We start from the raw sequence: 17,348 nt of genomic DNA, 5'->3' as shown, positions 1-17,348 counted from the left end.
AGCGCGCTGATGGCCGCCGGTGAGGGTGAGCTGCAGCCCGGGCCGCCGTGGCTGGGGGCGTGGGAGCCGCAGCAGCCGCCGGGCGCGGGGGAGCGGTGCCAGCCGCCGCCGGGCTTGCCGCCGGGGCCGGGTGGTGGGGCGCCGCCGGGACGGCTGCCGGGACCGCCGCCCGGGCCGCCGCCGGGACCGCTGCCCGGGGCGACGCCGGGGGTCGATGAGGAGGCGCTGAGGTGGGCGTACGAACCCGGCGGGGCGGGGGATGTCACGGCGGGGCTCGGGGAGTGCGCCGGGTGGGGCGAGCGGCTGGCGCGGGCCGCGCTGACGAGGGTGGCGGACCCGGGGGACGAGGTGATGGGCCGGGCGCTGCGGGAGCGGGGTGCGCAGGCGGCGCTGCGGGCCGTACGCGCCGGGCAGGTGCTGCCGGGGGCGAGCGCGGACCGGACGGCGCGGTACGCCCGGCGGTCGGCCCGCGCGGACCCGGTGGCCGATCTCGGCGCCGCTTACCGGGCGGGGGCCCGCTTCGTCTGCCCGGGGGACGGCGACTGGCCCGGCCAGCTCGACGACCTCGGCCTGCAGCGCCCGCTCGGGCTGTGGGTGCGCGGGCGGCCGTCGCTGCGGCTGTGGGCGCTGCGCTCGGTCGCGGTGGTCGGGGCCAGGGCCTGCACCGACTACGGCTCCCATATGGCGGCGCTGCTGGGCGCGGGGCTCGCGGAGGCCGGCTGGGTGGTGGTCTCCGGCGCCGCCTACGGGGTGGACCGGATGGCGCACCGCGGCGCGCTCGGCGCGGGCGGCGCGACGATCGGGGTGGTGGCCTGCGGGGTGGACGTGCCGTATCCGCCGGGCAACGCCGAGCTGATCGGGCAGATCGCCGCGTGCGGGCTGCTGGTCGGCGAGCTCCCGCCGGGCGACCATCCGACGCGCAGCCGCTTCGTGCTGCGCAACCGGGTCATCGCCGCCCTGACCCGCGGCACGGTGGTGGTCGAGGCCCGTTACCGCAGCGGTTCGCTCATCACCGCCCGCCGGGCGGCGGCGCTGGGCCGGATCACGATGGGGGTGCCGGGCCCGTGCACCAGCGGGCTGTCCGAGGGGGTGCACGAACTGCTGCGCGGCGGGGCCGCCGTGGTGACCGACGCGGCGGAGGTGGTCGAGCTGGTCGGCGAGATCGGCGCCGACCTCGCGCCGCCGCGCCGCGGCCCGGTGCTGCCGCGTGACCTGCTGGCTCCCGCCGCGGCCCGGGTGCTGGAGGCGCTGCCCGGGCGAGGCGCGGCCGGCGAGCGGGAGATCGCCGACGCCGCCGGGACCGGCCGCGACGACACGCTGAGCAGGCTCTACGAATTGCAGGCCCTCGGCTTCGTCGAACGGCTGGACGAGAGGTGGCAGTTGGTCCGTACCGCGGGCGACGGCCCGGCACAGCGCGCCGGTTGACGCCGGCGGCACACCATCAGGTGACAGCGCGGGCCCATGACCTGGGGCGATTGCGGGGTGGGCCGAGCGGGGCGCGGCGGCGGCCCATCATGGCCGGTGCGGGCGCGAGGCGGCGCCTGTGCCGGACGCCGCGACCGGCCCGGCGTCCACGTACTCGCAGAGGAACGTATCTGCGTATGCCCGATCACGACGATGTAGCAATAAGCGACAGCATGGTCACGCTACGCTTTCAGGGGGCCTCCTTTTCAGCCATGGCTCCTTCGCCGCCCACCTCCCCGCAGCCTCCGTCCCCCTCCCCACCGCTCCCATCCACGTCACGGCAGAACGGCGCACCACGACGCATGCCCCAGTACACCCCCGGGTCCGAACGGGCGACGGCGACCACCGCCCCCGCCACCGCCCGGCCCGCCGCTCCCACGTCGCTCGACGAGCTGTGGCGGACCTACAAGTCCACGGGGGACGCCCGGTTGCGCGAACAGCTGATCCTGCACTACTCGCCGCTGGTCAAATACGTGGCGGGCCGGGTCAGCGTAGGGCTGCCGCCCAACGTCGAGCAGGCCGACTTCGTGTCCTCCGGGGTCTTCGGGCTGATCGACGCGATCGAGAAGTTCGACCCGGACCGCGCGATCAAGTTCGAGACCTACGCGATCACCCGGATCCGCGGCGCCATGATCGACGAACTGCGCGCCCTGGACTGGATCCCGCGCTCGGTCCGGCAGAAGGCCCGGGCGGTCGAGCGCGCCTACGCCACCTTGGAGGCCCGGCTGCGCCGCACCCCCACCGAGCCGGAGGTGGCCGCCGAGATGGGCGTCGGCCTGGAGGAGCTGCACGGCGTCTTCAGCGCGCTGTCGCTCGCCAACGTCGTCGCCCTGGAGGAGCTGCTGCACCCCGGTACCGACAGCGGCGACCGGCTCAGCCTGGTCGACACCCTGGAGGACACCGGCGCCGACGACCCGGTCGAGGTCGCCGAGGACCGCGAGCTGCGCCGGCTGCTCGCCCGCGCCATCAACACCCTCCCCGAGCGCGAGAAGACCGTCGTCACCCTCTACTACTACGAGGGCCTGACGCTCGCCGAGATCGGCCAGGTACTCGGCGTCACCGAGAGCCGGGTCAGCCAGATCCACACCAAGTCGGTGCTTCAACTGCGGGCAAAGCTCGCCGACGTCGGCCGCTGACGGCGGTCCGGCAGTGTCTACAGTGGTGTGATGCCCAGGATTCGAGCGGCCTCGGTGGCCGAACACCGCACGATGCAGCGCCGGGCCCTGCTGGACGCCGCCCGCTCGCTGCTGTCCGAGGGCGGCACCGACGCACTGACCTTCCCCGCGCTCGCCGAGCGCACCGGGCTGGCCCGCTCGTCGGTCTACGAATATTTCCGCTCGCGCGCCGCGGTCGTCGAGGAGCTGTGCGCCGTCGACTTCCCCGTGTGGGCCGCCGAGGTCGAGGCCGCGATGCGGGCCGCCGACACCCCCGAGGGGCGCATCGAGGCATACGTCCGCAGCCAGCTCGCCCTGGTCGGCGACCGCAGGCACCGGGCCGTCGTCGCCATCTCGGCCGGCGAGCTGGACGCCGGCGCCCGTGAGCGGATCCGCGCCGCGCACGGCGGCCTGGTCACCCTGGTGGTCGCCGCGCTGTCCGAGCTCGGCCACGACCAGCCGCGGCTCAGCGCGATGATGCTCCAGGGCGTCGTCGACGCCGCCGTCCGCCGTATCGAGCTCGGCGCCGCGGAAGACCCCGGGGCCATCACCCGCGCCGCCGTCACGATGGCCCTGCACGGCGTCACCGGCTGACCCGCGCGCCCCGCCCGTCCGATCGTGCCCCGCGCCCCTCACCCCGGCGCCGGGACCCCGGCGACCGGCAGCAGCCGGGACGGCCCCGAGCGCAGTATCCGGCGCGGCAGCAGTGACAGCGGGTTTAGATAGACGTCACCGCCCGGCGTGCTGCGCAGCAGCCCCCAGTGCAGGCACCAGCCGGGGCAGTGCGCGAGCCCGCCCTCCAGCACCCCGACCTGCCCGCCCGCCGCCACTCGGGCGCCCACGGCCACCGTCGCCCGCACCGGCTCGTAGCTGATCCGCAGGGCCGGCGCGATCCGCAGCACCACCACGCCCGCGCCTCCCACCCGCCCGGCGAAGACCACCTCGCCCGGCGCCGCCGCCCGTACCGCCGCGGCCGGGCCCGCCCGCAGGTCCACCCCGCGATGGCCGGCGCCCCACCCCGTCGCCGGCGGCTCGAACGCACGCAGCACCACCGGCCGCCCCCGCGCCCCCTGCCCCGCCACCGGCCAGCTCCGCCCGCCGCCCGGCACGCCCGGCCCGCCCGGCGCCGCACCCGAACCGCCGGCCGGCGCACCGCCCGTACCCTGCACCGCGCCGCCGCCCGCAACCGTCAGCAGCGCCGCCACCACCACCGTGAACCACATCGCCGTGAACGCCATGACACGACGATCCCGCATTCCGCCGGCAAGAGATGATCATGGTCCCGGCCTGTGGATAACTCGGGTGTCGCCCGCCGCTCCGCGGGTCCCGTACAATTTCTCTGGCGATCCGGGTCACCGGGTCGACTTCGCACGCCCCGCCACCGACCCCCTCTCCGGGGCGGTGGCCGCGCCCCTCGGTCCCTCGTGGCACGGCGCGCCGGGGCGTCAGGCGCGACGGCCGTCCGGCCGTCGCGGTAACCGAGCACTTCAAGGAGTACGGCCATGGCCGTCGTCACGATGCGGGAGCTGCTGGAGAGCGGCGTCCACTTCGGGCACCAGACCCGCCGCTGGAACCCGAAGATGAAGCGCTTCATCTTCACCGAGCGCAACGGCATCTACATCATCGACCTGCTCCAGTCGCTGTCGTACATCGACCGCGCCTACGAGTTCGTCAAGGAGACCGTCGCCCACGGCGGTTCCATCATGTTCGTCGGTACGAAGAAGCAGGCGCAGGAGGCCATCGCCGAGCAGGCCTCGCGCGTCGGCATGCCCTACGTCAACCAGCGCTGGCTGGGCGGCATGCTCACCAACTTCTCGACCGTCTACAAGCGCCTGCAGCGCCTCAAGGAGCTCGAGGAGATCGACTTCGAGGACGTGGCCGCCTCCGGCCTGACCAAGAAGGAGCTCCTGGTCCTCTCCCGCGAGAAGGACAAGCTGGAGAAGACCCTCGGCGGCATCCGCGAGATGCAGAAGGTGCCCAGCGCGGTCTGGATCGTCGACACCAAGAAGGAGCACATCGCCGTCGGTGAGGCGCGCAAGCTCCGCATCCCGGTCGTCGCGATCCTGGACACCAACTGCGACCCCGACGAGGTCGACTACAAGATCCCGGGCAACGACGACGCGATTCGTTCCGTCACGCTGCTCACCCGCGTGATCGCCGACGCCGTCGCCGAGGGCCTGATCGCCCGCTCCGGCGCCGCGCTGGGCGACAAGAAGGCCGAAGGCGCCTCGGAGCCGCTGGCCGAGTGGGAGCGTGACCTGCTGGAAGGCGAGAAGAAGGCCGACGACGCGACCGAGGCACCCGCCGAGGCCGCCGCGACCGAGGCGCCCGCCGCCCCGGCCGAGACGCCCGCCGAGGCTCCGGCCGCGGACGCTGCGGACGCCGCCGCGGACGCGCCGGCCGCCGAGGGCGACGCCCCGCAGGCCTGACCCGAGGCCGGCCGCCCACGGCCGCCGGCCCCACGCGTGACGACGGCGGGGGCGCGAGCCCCCGCCGTCCACCCGTCGATCCACCGACCATTCGGGAAGAGACTCACACCCATGGCGAACTTCACCGCCGCTGACGTCAAGAAGCTCCGCGAGCTGACCGCCGCGGGCATGATGGACTGCAAGAACGCCCTCACCGAAGCCGAGGGCGACCTGGACAAGGCCGTAGAGATCCTGCGGGTCAAGGGCCAGAAGGGCGTCACCAAGCGCGAGGGCCGCTCGGCCTCCAACGGCGCCGTGGTGTCCCTCATCGCCGCCGACAACTCCGAGGGCGTCCTCGTCGAGCTCAAGTGCGAGACCGACTTCGTCGCCAAGGGCGACAAGTTCGTCGCCGTCGCCGACGCGATCGCCGCCCACGTGGCGAGCACCAAGCCGGCCGACATCCAGACCCTGCTCGGCTCCGAGATCAAGCCCGGCCAGACCGTGCAGGCCTTCGTCGACGAGGCGAACGCCACCCTCGGCGAGAAGATCGTCCTGGACCGCTTCGCGCAGTTCTCGGGCGCCTACGTCACCTCCTACCTGCACCGCACCAGCCCGGACCTGCCCCCGCAGGTCGGCGTGCTGGTCGAGCTGGACAAGGCCGACCCGCAGACCGCCAAGGACGTCGCCCAGCACATCGCCGCGTTCGCGCCGAAGTACCTCACGCGCGACGAGATCGACGCCGAGACCGTCGAGAACGAGCGCCGGGTCGCCGAGGCCACCGCGCGCGAGGAGGGCAAGCCCGAGGCCGCCCTGCCGCGTATCGTCGAGGGCCGCGTCAACGGCTTCTTCAAGGAGAACGTCGTTCTCGAGCAGTCCTTCGCCAAGGACGCCAAGAAGACCGTGCAGAAGGTGCTGGACGAGGCCGGCGTGACGCTGAAGTCCTTCGCCCGCTTCCGCGTCGGCGTCTGACCGCGGCCTGCGCCGTGTCCGGGTGCCGCCGGGGGAGTAATTGTCCGGCGGCCCCGCTAGGGTCGGCCCATAGGGTCGTACGCAGGCCGCCGGCCGCCGGCCGGCCGCAGATGTGACAAGGAGGCCATTGCCGTCACGGGAACCCACAAGGACCCACGGCAGTGGCCTCCTTTGTACGTGCACGAGGAGATCCCCATGAACGAAGCCGCCGCACCCGCCACGACCGGCACGCCCGGCGCCGCAGGCCCGGCGAGCGCCGGCCGCCGCTTCCTGCTCAAGCTGTCCGGCGAGGCGTTCGCCGGTGGCGGCGGACTCGGCGTCGATCCCGATGTCGTGCACGCCATCGCCCGCGAGGTCGCCGCGGTCGTCGCCGACGGCTACGAGATCGCCCTCGTCGTCGGCGGCGGCAACTTCTTCCGCGGCGCCGAACTGCAGCAGCGCGGCATGGACCGGGCCCGCTCGGACTACATGGGCATGCTCGGCACGGTCATGAACTGCCTGGCGCTCCAGGACTTCCTGGAGAAGGAGGGCGTCGAGACCCGGGTGCAGACCGCCATCACCATGGGCCAGGTCGCCGAGCCGTACATCCCGCTGCGCGCGGTACGGCACCTGGAGAAGGGCCGGGTGGTGATCTTCGGCGCCGGTATGGGCATGCCGTACTTCTCCACCGACACCACCGCCGCCCAGCGCGCGCTGGAGATCGACGCCTCGGCGCTGCTCATGGGCAAGAACGGGGTGGACGGCGTCTACGACTCCGACCCCAAGCACAACCCGGCAGCGGTCATGTTCGACGCACTGGACTACGGCGAGGTCATCGCCCGCGACCTGCGGGTCGCCGACCTCACGGCGATCACTTTGTGCCAGGACAACAAGCTGCCGATCCTGGTCTTCGAGCTGCTGGCCGAGGGCAACATCGCCCGCGCGGTCAAGGGTGAGAAGATCGGCACACTGGTCAACACCCACGGCACGAGGCAGTAGCCGTGCAGCCGCCCGCGCCCGCAAGGCCCCGCCTTCTGAATACCAGGAGCACATGGTGATTGAAGAAACCCTCCTCGAAGCCGAGGAGAAGATGGAGAAGGCCGTCGTGGTCGCCAAGGACGACTTCGCGGCGATCCGCACCGGCCGCGCGCACCCGGCGATGTTCAACAAGATCGTGGCCGAGTACTACGGCACCGTGACCCCGATCAACCAGCTCGCGTCCTTCTCGGTGCCCGAGCCGCGGATGGCGGTGATCACCCCCTTCGACAGCAGCAGCCTGCGCAACATCGAGGAGGCGATCCGCAACTCCGACCTCGGTGTCAACCCCAGCAACGACGGCCGTATCATCCGGGTGGTCTTCCCGCAGCTCACCGAGGAGCGGCGGCGCGAGTACATCAAGGTCGCCAAGTCCAAGGGCGAGGACGCCAAGATCTCCATCCGCAGCATCCGCCGCAAGGCGAAGGAGACCCTGGACAAGTTCGTCAAGGACGGCGACACCGGCGAGGACGAGGTGCGCCGCGCCGAGAAGGAGCTGGACGACACCACTGCGAAGTACGTCGCGCAGGTCGACGAGCTGCTCAAGCACAAGGAGGCGGAGCTGCTCGAGGTCTGACGGGCCCCGCTCAGTGCCGCACCTCCCCGGGCCCGGCCGCGACCGCCCGACCCGGGCCACCACCACCGTCCCTCCGCAACCCCCGACGACGACGCGAGGCGAAGCTCAGTGAACGACTCTTCCTGGGGCGCTTCGCCACGCGCCGGACACTGGGGAGCGGCCGAGGACACGGTCACCGCAACGGCGGGTTCCGCCACGGAAAGCCGGAGCAGAGGGAAGACTCGTCCTATGCCGCCCTCGCCACCGGCGTCCCAGCCGACGCCGCCGCAGCCCGCCCCCGCGAAGAAGTCCGCCGGGCGTAACCTGCGGGCGGCGATAGGCGTCGGCCTCGGGCTCGGCGTGATCGTGCTCGCGGCGCTGTTCCTGGTCAAGGCGGTCTTCGTCGGCGTCGTCGTGGTCGCCGTGGCGGTGGGCCTGTGGGAGCTGACCTCCCGCCTGGCCGAGCGCAAGGCCGTCCACGCGCCGCTGATCCCGCTCGTGGCGGGCGGCACCGCCATGGTGGTCTCCGGCTACACCGCGGGCGCGGACGGGGCGTGGATCGCGATGGCGCTGACCGCGCTCGCGGTCCTGGTCTGGCGGATGGCGCAGCCCCCGCACGACTACCTCAAGGACGTCACCGCCGGTGTCTTCGCGGCCTTCTACGTGCCCTTCCTCGCCACCTTCGTGGTGATGATGCTCGCCGCCGACGACGGCCCGCGCCGGGTGCTGGTCTTCCTGCTGCTGACCGTGATCAGCGACACCGGCGCGTACGCCGTCGGCTGGCGTTTCGGCCGCACCAAGCTCGCCCCGCGCATCAGCCCCGGCAAGACCCGTGAGGGCCTGCTCGGCGCGATCACCTTCGCCATGGTCGCCGGCGCCCTGCTGATGGAGTTCTTCATCGACGGCGGCCACTGGTGGCAGGGCCTGCTCCTGGGCCTGGCCGCCGCCGTCAGCGCGACCCTCGGCGACCTCGGCGAGTCGATGATCAAACGCGACCTCGACATCAAGGACATGGGCACCCTGCTCCCGGGCCACGGCGGCATCATGGACCGCCTCGACAGCCTCCTGCCCACCGCCCCGGTCGTCTGGCTCCTCCTGGTCGCCTTCGTCGGCCAGGGCTGATTTTTTTGCCGCCGGCTCGCCCTTCGGCTCGCCGGCTACCCGGCTGCGCCGCTGCCGTGGCCGGACCGGCCGCCCGGCCGAAGGACCTGCGCGGGGATGCGACACTGGTAGGCATCATGCCTGCACCCGGAGAACTCACTTTCGCCGTGCCGCGCGGGGCCAAGAAGCCCCCGCGGCATCTTGCCGACCTCTCGCCCGCGGAGCGACGGGAGGCGGTGGCCGCGCTCGGGGAGAAGCCGTTCCGGGCCAAGCAGCTGTCGCAGCACTACTTCGCGCGGTACGCCGACGACCCCGGCGCCTGGACGGACATCCCGGCCGCGGCCCGGGAGAGGCTCGCCGGGGACCTGCTGCCGCAGCTGATGACCGTGGTGCGGCACGCCTCGTGCGACGACGGGGACACCCGCAAGACGCTGTGGCGGCTGTTCGACGGCACCCTCGTCGAGTCGGTGCTGATGCGCTATCCCGACCGGGTCACGATGTGCATCTCGTCACAGGCCGGCTGCGGCATGAACTGCCCCTTCTGCGCGACCGGCCAGGCGGGCCTCGACCGGAACCTGTCGACCGCCGAGATCGTGCACCAGATCGTCGCCGGCATGCGGGCGCTGCGGGACGGCGAGGTCCCCGGCGGCCCGGCGCGGCTGTCGAACATCGTCTTCATGGGCATGGGCGAGCCGCTGGCCAACTACAACCGGGTCATCGGCGCCATCCGCCGCCTCACCGACCCCGAGCCGGACGGCCTGGGCCTGTCGCAGCGCGGTATCACCGTCTCCACGGTCGGCCTGGTCCCGGCCATTTACCGCTTTGCCGACGAGGGCTTCAAGTGCCGCCTCGCGGTCTCGCTGCACGCCCCGGACGACGAGCTGCGCGACACCCTCGTACCGGTCAACACCCGCTGGAAGGTCCGCGAGGTCCTGGACGCCGCCTGGCACTACGCCGACGTCTCCGGGCGCCGGGTCTCGATCGAGTACGCGCTCATCCGGGACGTCAACGACCAGGCGTGGCGGGCCGACCGGCTGGGCCGGCTGCTGAAGAACCACCGGGTGCACGTCAACCTGATCCCGCTCAACCCGACGCCCGGCTCGAAGTGGACGGCCTCCCGGCCCGAGGACGAGCGCGCCTTCGTGGCCGCGCTGGAGGCCCACGGCGTGCCCGTGACCGTACGCGACACCCGTGGCCAGGAGATCGACGGCGCCTGCGGCCAGCTCGCCGCGTCCGAGCGCTGACCTGCGCCGCAGGCCCGGCGCTGACCTGCTGCTATCGTACGGTCGGCGACCACCGGGCCGACGGGACGACAAACGCCGGGCCTACGGTCGTACAACAGAACATTCCGACAGGGGAGCGCCTGCGACGGCGCTGAGAGTGCGGCGAGTGACCCGGTAGGGGGTCTCAGGCCGCAGACCCTCCCACCTGATCCGGGTCATACCGGCGTAGGGAGTCACACGATGAGAACCACCGCTCGGCGTGCTGTGAGCGCGCTCGCCCTCGCCACGGCCGCGACGGCCGTCCTGGCCGCCTGCGGCAGCAGCGGCAGCAGCGGTACGGACGACGGCAAGGCCACCGGCTCCGGGGGCGGTTCGAAGACCGTGACCCTGGTCAGCCACGACTCGTTCGCCGCCTCCAAGTCCGTGCTCGCGCAGTTCACCAAGGAGACCGGCTACACGGTCAAGGTGCTGCGCGGCGGTGACGCCGGCGCCGCCGTCAACCAGGCGATCCTCACCAAGGACCACCCGCGCGGCGACGTGTTCTTCGGCGTCGACAACACGCTGCTCTCCCGCGCCCTCGACAACGGCCTGTTCGAGCCCTACACCGCCAAGGACCTCGCGCACGTCCCCCAGGACGTCCAACTCGACGCGGGCAAGCACCGGGTGACCCCGATCGACTCCGGGGACGTCTGCGTCAACTACGACCGCGGCTACTTCACCGCGCACCACCTGGCCCCGCCGCAGACCTTCGCCGACCTGGTCAAGCCCGCCTACAAGAACCTGCTGGTCACCGAGAACGTCTCGACGTCCTCGCCGGGCCTGGCCTTCCTGCTGGGCAGCGCCGCCACCTACGGCGACGGGGGCTGGCAGGACTACTGGAAGCAGCTGAAGTCCAACGGCGTCGAGGTCGTCGACAGCTGGGAGCAGGCCTACAACGACCGCTTCTCCGGCTCGTCGGCGGGCAAGCAGGCCAAGGGCGACCGGCCGCTCGTCGTCTCCTACGCCTCCAGCCCGCCCGCCGAGGTCGTCGGCGTCACCCCGGAGCCCGCGCAGTCGCCCGTCGGGGTGGCCACCGGCACCTGCTTCCGGCAGATCGAGTTCGCCGGCCTGCTGCACGGCGCGAAGAACACCGCGGGCGGCAAGGCCCTCATCGACTTCATGCTGAGCAGGACCTTCCAGCAGGACATGCCGCTGCAGATGTACGTCGACCCGGTGCGCGACGACGCCGTGGAGCCGCCGGTCTTCGTCAAGTACGGCGCGAAGGTCGACCACCCGGCCACGCTGTCGCCCGACACGATCGCCGCCAAGCGCGACGACTGGGTCGGCGCGTGGAACGGCATCGTCCTCAAGTGAGCCCGTCGTGAGCGTGCTGCGGACCGGACACGGCCGCGGCGCCGGCACCGGTGACCGCCGCGGCGTCCAGGACGGCGCGGCCAGGGCCGCCCGGACCCGCGCGGCCCTGGTCCGCGGTGCGCTGATGGCGCTGCCGCTGCTCTTCTTCGCCGCCTTCTTCGGCTACCCGGTGGCGGCCATCGTGGGCCGCGGGCTGCACCAGGGAGGCCGGTGGCAGTTCGGCCGGGTCGGCGACGTCCTCGGCGACCCCGCCGTCCGGCACGTGCTGTGGTTCACCTGCTGGCAGGCCGCCGCCTCCACCGCCCTGACGCTGCTGCTGGCGCTGCCCGGCGCGTACGTCCTGGCCCGGCTGGACTTCCCCGGGCGGCGGCTGCTGCGCGCGGTGGTGACGGTGCCGTTCGTGCTGCCGACCGTCGTCGCCGGCTCGGCCTTCCTCGCGCTGCTCGGCCGCGACGGCTTCACCGACTCGCTGCTCGGGGTGCGGCTGGACACCAGCGTGTGGGCGATCCTCATCGCGCACGTCTTCTTCAACTACGCCGTCGTCGTCCGCACCGTCGGAGGGCTGTGGGCGCAGCTGGACCCGGCGCAGGAAGAGGCCGCGCGGATGCTGGGGGCGGGCCGGCTGGCCGCCTGGCGCCGGGTCACGCTGCCGGCGCTGCTGCCCTCGGTGGCCGCGGCGGCGCTGATGGTGTTCCTGTTCACCTTCACCTCCTTCGGCGTGATCCAGATCCTCGGCGGGCCCACGTACTCGACCCTGGAGGTGGAGATCTACCGGCAGACCGCCGAGGTCTTCGACCTGCCGACCGCCGCGGTGCTGACGCTCGTGCAGTTCGCCGCCGTGCTGGCGATCCTGGCCCTGCACGGCTGGACGGTACGGCGGCGCGAGTCCGCGCTGCGGCTGGTGGACCCGGCCCGCACCGCGCACCGGCCGGGCGGCCCGGGCGAGCGCGCCCTGCTCGGCGCGGTCCTCGCCGTCGTCGCCCTGGTCGTCCTGCTGCCGCTCGGCGTGCTGGTCGCCCGCTCCTTCGACACCCCGAACGGCTACGGCCTCGCCTTCTACCGCGCCCTGGGCTCGACCGACGGCGGGACGTTCAGCGTCGCGCCCTGGCAGACCGTGGGCAATTCGCTGCGGTTCGCCGCCGTCGCCACCGTCATCGCCCTGGTCGTCGGGGGACTGGCCGCGGCGGCGCTGGTACGCAGGTCGGGGCGGCTGCTCCGCGGCTTCGACGCGCTGCTGATGCTGCCGCTGGGCACCTCCGCCGTCACCATAGGCTTCGGATTCCTCATCGCGCTGGACAAGCCGCCGCTGGACCTGCGCGACTCCTGGCTGCTGGTGCCGCTCGCCCAGGCACTGGTCGGGGCGCCCTTCGTCGTACGGGTGATGCTGCCGGTGCTGCGGGCGGTCGACGACCGGCTGCGGGAGGCCGCGGCGGTGCTCGGGGCGTCGCCCTGGCGGGTGTGGCGGGAGGTCGACCTGCCCATGGTCTCGCGGGCCGCGGCCATCGCCGCCGGATTCGCCTTCGCCGTCTCCCTCGGCGAGTTCGGCGCCACCGTCTTCATCGCCCGCCCCGACGACCCCACCCTGCCGGTCGCCGTGGCCCGCCTGCTGGGCCGCGCCGGGCCCATGAACTACGGGCAGGCGATGGCCCTGAGCACCGTGCTGATGGCGGTGTGCGCCGCGTCCCTGCTGGTGCTGGAAAACCTGCGCACGCCCAGCGCCGGAGAGCTGTGACCGAGATCCGGAAAGCCGTGACCGAGATGACGACGACGAACCCGACGGCGGATCAGACGAATCCGACACATATGGCCAAGCCCTCGGCAATGGGCAGCGCCTTGCTGCGCCTGGAAGCCGCGACCGTGCGCTACGGCGAGCGCGCGGCACTGGACGCCGTCGACCTGGCGGTCGCCGAGCACGAGATCGTCAGCGTCCTCGGCCCCAGCGGCAGCGGCAAGTCCACCCTGCTGCGGGCCGTCGCGGGACTCCGGCCGCTGGACGCCGGCCGGGTGCTCCTCGACGGGGCCGACCAGCGCGGTGTGCCGCCCCACCGGCGCGGCGTCGGGCTGATGTTCCAGGACCATCAGCTCTTCCCGCAGCGCGACGTCGGCGGCAACGTCGGCTTCGGGCCGCGCATGCACAAGGCGCCGCGCGAGCAGCGCGAGCACCGGGTGGCCGAACTGCTGGAGCTCGTCGGCCTGCCCGGCGCCCAGGGCCGCGCCGTCGCGGCGCTGTCCGGCGGCGAGCAGCAGCGGGTGGCGCTGGCCCGCGCGCTCGCGCCCGAGCCGCGGCTGCTGATGCTGGACGAGCCGCTCGGCCAGCTCGACCGCAGCCTGCGCGAGCGCCTGGTGGTCGAGCTGCGGCAGCTGTTCGGCCGGCTCGGCACCACTGTGCTGGCCGTCACCCATGACCAGGGCGAGGCGTTCGCGCTCGCCGACCGGGTCGTGGTCATGCGGGACGGCACGATCGCCCAGACCGGCACCCCGCTGGAGGTCTGGCAGCACCCGGCGGACGAGTTCGTCGCCCGCTTCCTCGGCTTCGACAGCATCACCGACGCCGTGGTGGCCGGCGGCGCCGCGACCACCGAGTGGGGCACGCTGCCCGTGCCGCCCGGCACCCCGCAGGGCCCCTGCCGGCTGCTGGTCCGCCCCACCGGCGTCCTGCTGTCCGCCGCCCCCGCCCCTGCCCCCGCCCCCGCCTCCGCCGCCGACGAGGGCGCCCTGCGCTGCGAAGTGGTCGCCCGCACCTTCCGCGGCGGCCATGTGGCCGTCACGCTGCGCCCCGAGCGCGGGCCGCGCCTGGAGGCCGAGTGCGCGCTGCGGGCCGCGCCGCGCGAGGGCGACACCGTCGCCGTGACCTTCGACCCGCAGGACGTCGTCGCGCTGCCCGCCTGACGGCCGGCCGGGCCCCGTCCCGGGCCCGCGGGCCACACGGATGGGCACCGATGAGTTTCGCGGACCCGGTCCGTCCTATCTGCTGGAGGCGCGAAGGACGCGCCACCGGCCGACGAGATCGGAGCCCGCCATGCAGAAGATCACCACATTCCTCTGGTACGACGACCAGGCCGAGGAGGCGGTGGCCCTGTACACCTCGCTGTTCCAGGACTCCCGCGTCATCAACGTCCAGCACTACGGCGAGGCCGGCCCCGGCACGCCCGGCAGCGTGATGATCGTGGAGTTCGAGCTCGGCGGGCAGCGCTTCCTCGCGCTCAACGGCGGCCCGGAGTTCACCTTCAACGAGGCCGTCTCGCTGAGCGTCGACTGCGACTCCCAGGAGGAGGTCGACCGGCTGTGGACGGCGCTCACCGCCAACGGCGGCGAGGAGGGCCCCTGCGGCTGGCTGAAGGACCCCTACGGCCTGTCCTGGCAGATCGTCCCGGACCGGCTCAACCAGCTGATCGCCGACCCGGACCAGAACCGGTCCCAGGCCGCCGTCAAGGCCATGCTGGGCATGAAGAAGCTGGTGATCGCGGAGCTGGAGGCCGCCGCCGACGCCGCCTGATCAGCGGCCCGGGCGGCAACGCCCGGCTGCCGCCCCCGGGCCGCCCGGGGTCACTTCTCCTCCAGCCGCGCCAGCGCGCCCGGCACCTCGGTCACCGACTCCACCAGCGTGATGCGCCAGGCCATCGCGTGGTCGCGGGCCAGCGCGCTCAGCAGCGGCCAGGCCGGCAGCTCCTCGGTCCAGTGGTGCCGGTCCACCAGCACCATGGGCGTCGGCTCGCCCCGCGAGGCGTAGTAGTTCGGTGTCGCCGCCTCGAAGATCTCCTGCACCGTGCCCGCCGCGCCCGGCAGGAAGACCACGCCGGAGTTGCAGCGCGCCAGCAAGGTGTCCTCGCGGACGGAATTGGCGAAGAACTTCGCAATATGCGAAGCGAAGGCGTTCGGCGGCTCGTGCCCGTAGAACCACGTCGGCACGCCCAGCGACGAGCCGCCCTCCGGCCAGCGCTCGCGCACCTCGAAGGCCGCCGCCGCCCACGCCCCGACCGAGGGCCGGAAGGACGGCACCCCGGCGAGCACCGACAGCGCCTTGCCGAGCATCACGTCCTCGTGCGGCGCGGCGTAGGCGCCGAAGTTCGCCGCCTCCATCGCGCCGGGCCCGCCGCCGGTCGCCACCGTCATGCCCGCGCGGGCCAGGTCCCGGCCGAGCCGGGCGGCGCCCGCGTAGGCGTCGGTGCCGCGCTTCATGGCGTGGCCGCCCATCACGCCGACCACCCGCGCCCCGGCCAGGTGCTCGTCCAGGGCGTCGGTCACCGCGTCGTCGTGGATGGAGCGCAGCATCGAGGCGAGTATGTCGCCGCCCGCGGCGGTCTGCGTGAACCAGTCGTACGAGCGGGCGTCCGGGGTGTGCTCGTAGCCGGCGACGGCGAGGTCCGCGTACAGCTCGGCGGGGCTGTAGAGCGTGGCCCGGTAGGGGTCGAAGGGCAGGTGCGGCACCGGCGGGAAGACCAGCGCGCCGCCGGCCCGTACGTGCGCGAGCGCCTGCGGCTCCATCGGGCAGCCGAGGAAGACCGCCTGCGTGGTGTCGGCGACCAGCAGCGCGAACGTACGGTCCGTCAGGTCCACGGCCTGGACGCGGTATCCGGCGAAGGAGCCGGTCAGCGCGATCCGGTCGAACTCCTCAAGGGTCTCGATCTCGCGTGCGGGCGGGGGAGTGCTGTCGGCGGGCATGGCGGCACCATAGCCCGCCGGGCCCCTCACCCGGTCACCGTGTCGCCGGTACGGTCGCGAACGCCGCGACCACCGCCGTCAGCGGCACCGCGACCGCCAGCACCACGCCCGTACGCAGGGCCAGCGCGCCCCGCAGCAGCGCCGGGGAGGCACCGATGTCGCGCAGCGCCGCGACGGACCTGCCGCGGGCGCTCGCGACCTCCACCAGGGCCGTGCCGGCGACGGCCAGCACGCACACCCCGACCAGCGCCGCGGCGAACGTCGTGAGCGGCCCGAGCCGGTGGCCAGAGCCGTGCTGGAGGTCGTACGCCGCGAGCGTCGCGGTCGCCGTCGCGCACAGCAGGCCCAGCGGGCGGCCGATCCTGCGGGCCTCCTGCTGGAGCGCCCGCCCGGACAGCAGCCGCAGTGCGCCCGGCCGGTGCAGGGCCAGCAGCCGGCCGCACAGGAACACCAGCCCCGGCCCCGCGACCACCATCCCCGCGGAGGCGACGACCCAGCCGGCGACTGTCGCCGCGGACACCGAGCCCAGGCCGCTCGGCAGCGGCAGCGCGTCGCCGTGCGGCGCGGCCACCTGCACCGCGAGCCCCACGGCGGTCAGCGCGACACCCCACGGCAGCCCCGCGGGTCCCGCGCCCGGCGCCGGCGCCGGCGGCTGCCACACCCGCGCCGCCACGGCCGCGGCGGCGCCCAGCGGCACGACGGCGAGCAGCGTCCCGGCGCCCGCGGCCGGCAGCCGGTGCCCGGCGCCCAGCACACCGGCGGCGGAGCCGGTGTACGGCACACCGCCGAGGTCGCCGCGCAGGTACAGGAAGAGCAGCAGGGCCAGCGCGGACCCGAGCGCGCACGCCAGGGCGGTGCCCGCCGCGCCGATCAGCAGCGTCGCCTTGCGGCCGAGCCCGACCCCGGCGAGCCCGGAGCCCGGCCAGCCCAGCGGCTGCGCGAGCCCCACCATGGCGGCCACCTGCACCGTCATCGCGACCGGCACCGCGCACCACACCAGCCGCACCTCGGCGCTCGCCCCGGGCTGCGCGTGCCCCAGCGCCCACCCGAGCGCCGAGAGCAGCAGCATCCCCGTGCCGCCCGCGGCGGCCACCACCAGGAGCCACCGCCCCATGGCCCCGATCCGCGCCCCGCGCACCATCCGCCAGCTCAGCACGACACGACCTCCGGTCGGGTACGCAGGATCGAAGCCCGGGCCACGCGGCACATTGCGCCGCCGTCCCGGCGGGAGCGCCTGGCGGCACGGCATGCGGCGGCGGGCGTACGGGCGTGGCGCCCGGCCGCAGGTGCGCCGGTGCGGGGCGGCACGGGTCGGGCGCCGTGTGCGCCGGGCGGAGCCGTCCGGCGGCCGGGGCGGCATGGTGCGGCGGTTGTACGGGCGGCGCGCACGGCCCCGGGGGCGGCTGCGCGGGGCCGGGCCGTGCGGGGGTGGCCCGTCGGTGTC

The 17,348-nt window shown here is 73.9% G+C and carries 16 protein-coding genes and 1 riboswitch; of the genes, 13 read left to right on the top strand and 3 right to left on the bottom strand.

The window, feature by feature from the left end:
• Positions 1 to 9 precede the first annotated feature (9 nt).
• The 3 genes from dprA (at position 10) to HCN08_RS25175 (ending at position 3,212) form a co-directional block, all read left to right on the top strand.
• Complete coding sequence (dprA, locus tag HCN08_RS25185) at positions 10 to 1,425, top strand: DNA-processing protein DprA (RefSeq protein ID WP_167985520.1); 1,416 nt, start codon at positions 10 to 12, stop codon at positions 1,423 to 1,425.
• A 341-nt stretch (positions 1,426 to 1,766) separates the two neighbouring features.
• Positions 1,767 to 2,600 (top strand): RNA polymerase sigma factor WhiG, encoded by an 834-nt coding sequence (whiG, locus tag HCN08_RS25180; protein ID WP_167985519.1) that lies wholly within the window; start codon positions 1,767 to 1,769, stop codon positions 2,598 to 2,600.
• Positions 2,601 to 2,630: 30 nt separating this feature from the next.
• The gene (locus HCN08_RS25175) at positions 2,631 to 3,212 is read left to right on the top strand and encodes a TetR/AcrR family transcriptional regulator (protein WP_206319209.1); all 582 of its coding nucleotides are present in this window, start codon (positions 2,631 to 2,633) and stop codon (positions 3,210 to 3,212) included.
• Positions 3,213 to 3,250: 38 nt separating this feature from the next.
• On the opposite strand, the gene HCN08_RS25170 is transcribed toward HCN08_RS25175, so the two are convergent.
• Entirely contained in the window at positions 3,251 to 3,856 is a 606-nt protein-coding gene (locus HCN08_RS25170; RefSeq protein WP_240970425.1) for a peptidoglycan DD-metalloendopeptidase family protein, read from the bottom strand.
• A 264-nt stretch (positions 3,857 to 4,120) separates the two neighbouring features.
• Here HCN08_RS25170 and rpsB point away from each other — a divergent pair, with 264 nt between their 5' ends.
• The 10 genes from rpsB to HCN08_RS25120 all read left to right on the top strand — a co-directional run bounded on the left by rpsB (position 4,121) and on the right by HCN08_RS25120 (position 14,738).
• Complete coding sequence (gene rpsB, locus HCN08_RS25165; protein ID WP_167985517.1) at positions 4,121 to 5,047, top strand: 30S ribosomal protein S2; 927 nt, start codon at positions 4,121 to 4,123, stop codon at positions 5,045 to 5,047.
• Between the two features lie 111 nt (positions 5,048 to 5,158).
• On the top strand, positions 5,159 to 5,995 hold the full coding sequence (gene tsf / locus HCN08_RS25160; RefSeq protein ID WP_167985516.1) for a translation elongation factor Ts: 837 nt from the start codon (positions 5,159 to 5,161) through the stop codon (positions 5,993 to 5,995).
• A gap of 195 nt (positions 5,996 to 6,190) precedes the next feature.
• Positions 6,191 to 6,973: a UMP kinase gene (gene pyrH, locus HCN08_RS25155; RefSeq protein ID WP_240970424.1), complete on the top strand. Its 783-nt coding sequence runs from the start codon at positions 6,191 to 6,193 to the stop codon at positions 6,971 to 6,973.
• 55 nt (positions 6,974 to 7,028) lie between these two features.
• Entirely contained in the window at positions 7,029 to 7,586 is a 558-nt protein-coding gene (frr, locus tag HCN08_RS25150; protein ID WP_167985576.1) for a ribosome recycling factor, read from the top strand.
• 108 nt (positions 7,587 to 7,694) lie between these two features.
• Positions 7,695 to 8,687, top strand: a complete 993-nt coding sequence (locus HCN08_RS25145; protein ID WP_167985515.1) for a phosphatidate cytidylyltransferase — start codon at positions 7,695 to 7,697, stop codon at positions 8,685 to 8,687.
• Between the two features lie 116 nt (positions 8,688 to 8,803).
• On the top strand, positions 8,804 to 9,910 hold the full coding sequence (gene rlmN / locus HCN08_RS25140; RefSeq protein ID WP_167985514.1) for a 23S rRNA (adenine(2503)-C(2))-methyltransferase RlmN: 1,107 nt from the start codon (positions 8,804 to 8,806) through the stop codon (positions 9,908 to 9,910).
• 99 nt (positions 9,911 to 10,009) lie between these two features.
• Positions 10,010 to 10,138, top strand: a riboswitch (TPP riboswitch).
• Positions 10,130 to 11,242, top strand: a complete 1,113-nt coding sequence (locus HCN08_RS25135) for a thiamine ABC transporter substrate-binding protein (protein ID WP_167985513.1) — start codon at positions 10,130 to 10,132, stop codon at positions 11,240 to 11,242. It overlaps the preceding riboswitch by 9 nt.
• A 124-nt stretch (positions 11,243 to 11,366) precedes the next feature.
• On the top strand, positions 11,367 to 12,974 hold the full coding sequence (locus HCN08_RS25130) for an ABC transporter permease (RefSeq protein WP_167985575.1): 1,608 nt from the start codon (positions 11,367 to 11,369) through the stop codon (positions 12,972 to 12,974).
• 89 nt (positions 12,975 to 13,063) lie between these two features.
• Positions 13,064 to 14,131: an ABC transporter ATP-binding protein gene (locus HCN08_RS25125; protein ID WP_167985512.1), complete on the top strand. Its 1,068-nt coding sequence runs from the start codon at positions 13,064 to 13,066 to the stop codon at positions 14,129 to 14,131.
• A 130-nt stretch (positions 14,132 to 14,261) separates the two neighbouring features.
• Positions 14,262 to 14,738 carry a VOC family protein gene (locus HCN08_RS25120; protein WP_167985511.1) on the top strand — a complete coding sequence of 159 codons (477 nt, stop codon included), beginning with the start codon at positions 14,262 to 14,264 and terminating at the stop codon, positions 14,736 to 14,738.
• Between the two features lie 50 nt (positions 14,739 to 14,788).
• Here HCN08_RS25120 and HCN08_RS25115 read toward each other — a convergent pair whose 3' ends face one another.
• Together HCN08_RS25115 and HCN08_RS25110 are read right to left on the bottom strand one after the other, a co-directional pair.
• Positions 14,789 to 15,904, bottom strand: coding sequence for an LOG family protein (locus HCN08_RS25115; protein WP_167985510.1), 1,116 nt, complete (start codon positions 15,902 to 15,904; stop codon positions 14,789 to 14,791).
• 34 nt (positions 15,905 to 15,938) lie between these two features.
• Positions 15,939 to 17,060, bottom strand: a complete 1,122-nt coding sequence (locus HCN08_RS25110; RefSeq protein WP_167985509.1) for a hypothetical protein — start codon at positions 17,058 to 17,060, stop codon at positions 15,939 to 15,941.
• Between the last annotated feature and the right edge of the window lie 288 nt (positions 17,061 to 17,348).

It is taken from the genome of Actinacidiphila epipremni (assembly GCF_012034175.1).
Classification (GTDB): Bacteria; Actinomycetota; Actinomycetes; order Streptomycetales; family Streptomycetaceae; genus Actinacidiphila; species Actinacidiphila epipremni.
The sequence above is the reverse complement of the archived record's forward strand: the minus strand, read 5'-3'. Positions and strand labels throughout refer to the sequence as shown.